Origin of the sequence: Streptomyces katrae (genome assembly GCF_000966975.1) — a bacterium.
GTDB classification, from domain to species: Bacteria; Actinomycetota; Actinomycetes; order Streptomycetales; family Streptomycetaceae; genus Streptomyces; species Streptomyces katrae.
In genome coordinates, this window is record NZ_JZWV01001185.1 from 1 (window position 1) to 3,697 (window position 3,697).

General features: G+C 70.4%; 5 protein-coding genes. 2 read left to right on the plus strand and 3 right to left on the minus strand.

What is annotated here, in order from left to right; all coding sequences use genetic code 11:
• Window positions 1-584 (plus strand): class I SAM-dependent methyltransferase (locus VR44_RS34635; protein WP_045951612.1); only part of this gene is annotated, 584 nt, incomplete at its 5' end.
• Window positions 585-983: 399 nt separating this feature from the next.
• Here the strand turns inward: VR44_RS34635 and VR44_RS34640 are convergent.
• The gene (locus VR44_RS34640; protein ID WP_052713971.1) at window positions 984-1,631 is read right to left on the minus strand and encodes a TetR/AcrR family transcriptional regulator; all 648 of its coding nucleotides are present in this window, start codon (window positions 1,629-1,631) and stop codon (window positions 984-986) included.
• Window positions 1,632-1,697: 66 nt separating this feature from the next.
• On the opposite strand from VR44_RS34640, the gene VR44_RS34645 reads away from it, so the two are divergent.
• Window positions 1,698-2,663, plus strand: a complete 966-nt coding sequence (locus VR44_RS34645) for a hypothetical protein (RefSeq protein ID WP_052713972.1) — start codon at window positions 1,698-1,700, stop codon at window positions 2,661-2,663.
• 551 nt (window positions 2,664-3,214) lie between these two features.
• On the opposite strand, the gene VR44_RS43285 is transcribed toward VR44_RS34645, so the two are convergent.
• Together VR44_RS43285 and VR44_RS49320 are read right to left on the minus strand one after the other, a co-directional pair.
• Complete coding sequence (locus VR44_RS43285) at window positions 3,215-3,535, minus strand: YncE family protein (protein ID WP_169791071.1); 321 nt, start codon at window positions 3,533-3,535, stop codon at window positions 3,215-3,217.
• Window positions 3,532-3,675, minus strand: a complete 144-nt coding sequence (locus tag VR44_RS49320) for a YncE family protein (RefSeq protein ID WP_425424558.1) — start codon at window positions 3,673-3,675, stop codon at window positions 3,532-3,534. The genes VR44_RS43285 and VR44_RS49320 overlap by 4 nt, the downstream gene beginning before the upstream one ends.
• Between the last annotated feature and the right edge of the window lie 22 nt (window positions 3,676-3,697).

Below are 3,697 nucleotides of genomic sequence, written 5' to 3' on the forward strand. Positions count from 1 at the left end.
TCACCACCCTGACCCTCTCCGCCGAACAGGCCGGGCTCGCCCGCGCCCGCATCTCCGCCGCCGGACTCTCCGACCGGGTCGACGTCCAGCTCCGCGACTACCGCGACGCCGAGGGCCGCCACGACGCCGTGATCAGCGTCGAGATGATCGAGGCCGTCGGCGCCGAATACTGGCCCTCCTACTTCACCGCGCTGCGCCGCGCCCTCGCCCCCGGCGGCCGCATCGCCCTGCAGTCCATCACCATGGGCCACGAGCAGATGCTGCACACCGCCGCCACCCACACCTTCATCAGCAAGTACGTCTTCCCAGGCGGCCTGATCCCCTCCCGCGAGGCCATCGCCCAGCACTCCGCGGCCGCCGGCTTGCGCACGGTCGCCGACGACGGCTACGGCGCCCACTACGCGGAAACCCTGCGCCTGTGGAGGGAACGGTTCGCCGCCAACCGCCCCGCCGTCACCGCCCTTGGCTTCGACACCGTCTTCCAGCGCATGTGGGAGTTCTACCTCGCCTACTCCGAAGCCGGATTCCGCTCCGGCTACCTCGACGTGCGCCAGCTCCTCCTCACCGAAGGGCCCCGACCGTGAGGCCCGCCGCCGACCGACTCGCCCAGCTCCTCGGCCACGTCCTCCCCGGCCCCCTCCCCGTCCGCTCCAGGCCTGGGACGGCAGCCGGACAGGCCCCGCCGACGCCCCCTCGTCACGCTCCGCTCACTCCGTCTGAAGGGCTCGACCGGGCGGTGGTACCGGGCGCGGGAGGGCCAGACTCCCACCGCTTCGCCCGATGCGACCCGCCACGCGTACGGGCTCGGCACCGCCCTTGCCCGTCTTGGCGGCCCGCAAGAGCCTCAGTGCGGGCTGTCAGGTCGCGAAGTCACGTGTCGATTGCCCAGGGGGATTCTGAGTGGCCATGCGCAGACCGTAGGTGGGGCGGCCTGACACCCGGTGTCACAGGAGGCAGGGCTCTCGCAAGGAAGCGGTAACCCCCTACCTCGGCTCGGCAGTGGGGTGAAGCCCGCGGCAGATCAGGTCGAACCCCTGGACCACGGCCGAGATCACGGCGTCACGGGCCTCCTCGGGCGCTTCGCCGGCCATGATGCGCTGCCTCAGCTCGCGCAGCGCGGCGCGGTGCATGCCGGCGACGGCCCCCGCGAGGAGCGCGGGCGGCGGGGGAGCGCAGTGGCCGGGGGCGTCGGCGGTGTGTGGGGGATGCCCGGTGAGGGCGGCCGTCAAGGCGGCCTCGGCCCGTTCGCCGATCTCGCGCTCGCGGGCGAGCAGGGCGGGGCTGTCCAGGATCACCTGCCAGAACGCCGTCGCTCCGGGCTGCAGCCCGAGCATCGGATGGTTCTCGCGGAGCCCGGACAGCAGGTCTTCGCAGACGGCCTCGACCGGGCAGGCGCCGGGCGCCCGGTCACGCACCACGGCGGCCAGGTGTTCCTCGGCATCCGCCCCCCGGTCGAAGAAGAGGTCTTCCTTGACCGGGAAGTAGTTGAACACGGTGTTGGTGGACACGCCCGCGTGCCGTGCCACCTCGGCGACCGTCACCCGGTCGAAGCCGTACTCCAGGAACAGCGGCAGTGCCGCGTCGGCGATCGCCGTCCGGGTCTGCTGCTTCTTGATCTCTCTGAGTCCCACACCGCACATGATAGTGTCACCACAAATTTGGAGTGACACCAAAATTCTTGGAACCTGGAGGCGACCATGTCCATGACCTTCGGCATATATCCCGGCGGTCTCCTGGGAGACGAGCAGGGCATCGTCCATCCCGTCTCCCCCGACGACCCCGAGCGCATCAACGCCGCCCTCGACGCACTGCAGGGCGACGCGGACACGCTCTCGGTGCGCGCCTACCGCTCGTTCGCCACGACCGTGACCCCGTACGGCCCCACGCCCGCCGATCCGCAGGCCTGTCTCCGGCGCGGCCGCACCCTGGACCTGGTGCTGCAGTTCCGCGAACCCTCCGGTCGGCTCGACGGCTGGCCGGACTTCGTCCGCGGGGCCGTCCGGGACGGGGGGCCCGGACTGGCCAGCGTCCAGATCTGCGAGGAGCCCAACCTCAACCTCCCGCCCGTCGACGGCAGCACCCCCAACGTCCTGAACGCGCTGGTCCAGGGGGTCGTCGCCGCCAAGGAGGAGGCCCGCTCCCTCGGCCGCCGCGTGGCCGTCGGTTTCAACGCCGTCCCGTCCTTCGACCCGGCCGACACCTTCTGGTCCGACCTGGGAAACCTGGCCGGCCCGGGCTTCGTGCAGAGCCTGGACTACGTCGGACTGGACTTCTTCCCCGATGTGTTCCGCCCCGTCGCCCCCGGCCGGCTGGCGGACGCGGTCACCGCCGTCCTCACGTCGTACCGCCGTACCTGTCTGCCGAAGGCAGGCATCCCCGACACCATCCCGGTCCGCATCTGCGAAAACGGCTGGCCCACGGGCCCCGGACGCACCGAACAGCACCAGGCCGCCGCCCTGGACACCGTCATCCGGACCACGGCCGCCCTCGCCGCCGAGCTGAACATCGAGGGCTACTCGCTCTTCGCCCTACGGGACGCCGACAGCCACGCCGAGGGGATCTTCTCCCACTTCGGCCTGCTGCACGACGACTACACCCCAAAACAGGCCTTCGAAACCTACCGCCGGCTCATCGCGGAACTGGGCGGCGAGGTCGGGGGCTAAGAGCCGTCCCGTAAGTGACCAGGACAACATCCTTCAGGCCGAGGCGGTCCTCCTCGCTCAGGGCGGTGGGGTGGCGGGTGCGCCAGCCCGTCACCTGCCGTACCGTCGGCGGCCGCGGCGGTGCAGTGGACGGATCCCCTCGCAAGGTGGCGCTGTGGGCGCGGACCATGCCGTGGGTGACGGTTGCCTGCTGGGCGACCAGCTCGCTACTCCAGACTCCTGGAGAGAGACCCCAACACAAGCTGTGTTGCCACGATTTGTTGAATCCGCCCAGCTGGATGGGACCGACTGACTGCCGGGTCGGTTCAGCTGGCGTTCTCCAGAAGGCCTTCGCGGACCAGGCGTTGGGCGAATACCAGCCGTTTCAAGCCAGGTGGTGTGGACGGTCGGCCCCAGTGGAGACGGGTCTGGAGCCATTCCCGGGCCCTGGCCGAGTCCGACGTCATCGGACGCAGCGTCCACGGGGCGGTCATGGCATGGTCGGTGAAAAGGTGCTCCAGGAGGTGTCAGATGAACCCCGCCCCCCTGATGGCCCGCTCCGCTTGTCCGGTTCAGAAGTCGATCACCCACACCAGCCCGCCCCAGAACTGGGTGATCCAGGCGTGACGGCCGTCCGGCGTCAGCGCGATACGGGTCGGCTGGTGGACGTAGATGGTGTCGGTCACCTTGTTGGTGCTCGTGTCGATCACGGACAGGCTGTCCGAGCCCTCGCCGGTGACGTAGGCGCGGCGGCCGTCAGGGCTCACTGCGACGTCCTTCGGATGCCAGCCGACGGGGATGGGCCCGCCGGTCACCTTGCCGGTCGCGGTGTCGACGACGGACACCGTGCCCAACTGGTCCGTGACGTAGAGGCGGCGCCCGTCTGGTGTCACCGCGAGGCCGTAGGTGAATCGGATCCGGAGTTGGCTACGTAGACGCGGCGGCCGTCGGGGGCAACCGCCAGGCCAACCGGATTGACGCCGACGCTGACGTGTCCGATCTCCGTGTTCGTGGCCGTGTCGATCACTCTCACCGACCCGGGGCGGGGCTCCCAC

Excerpts from the sequence above, each read along its gene's own strand:
- VR44_RS34645 (WP_052713972.1), top strand. The coding sequence starts at position 1,698 with ATGTCCATGACCTTCGGCATATATCCCGGCGGTCTCCTGGGAGACGAG.